Annotated in this window: 1 pseudogene; it reads left to right on the top strand. The window is 34.6% G+C overall.

The window, feature by feature from the left end:
- Positions 1-321: pseudogene (locus ACFINS_RS10665) on the top strand (hypothetical protein); the annotation flags it as partial.

Genomic DNA, 321 nt, shown 5'->3' with positions numbered 1-321 from the left:
GGAAAAGAAAAGGCTTTTGATAATGTTTTTATACGTACTGGATCTTCTGGAGTGTATGCTACTAAAAAAGCAGTCGCTACAGTTACAAAAGCAACAATACACGCAAATTCGTTTGCACTTGCTGTATCAACAGGTGGGCGCGTTAATGCTAAGGAAATTGAAGCAAATGTCCTGCAGGGTGGTCTATCAATTACAAACGGTATAATTAATGTTCAAGATTCAATCATAGAAGCTAAAAAAGAATCTGGTATCATTTTTCACAAAATTCTAGATTTTTTTGTAAAAGAGGGTGAAGAAGTTGTAAATAAGGCAATTCTTAAC

Source organism: Bartonella sp. AA2SXKL (assembly GCF_042197205.1).
Lineage (GTDB): Bacteria > Pseudomonadota > Alphaproteobacteria > Rhizobiales > Rhizobiaceae > Bartonella.
This window is presented reverse-complemented; position numbering and strand designations above follow the sequence as displayed.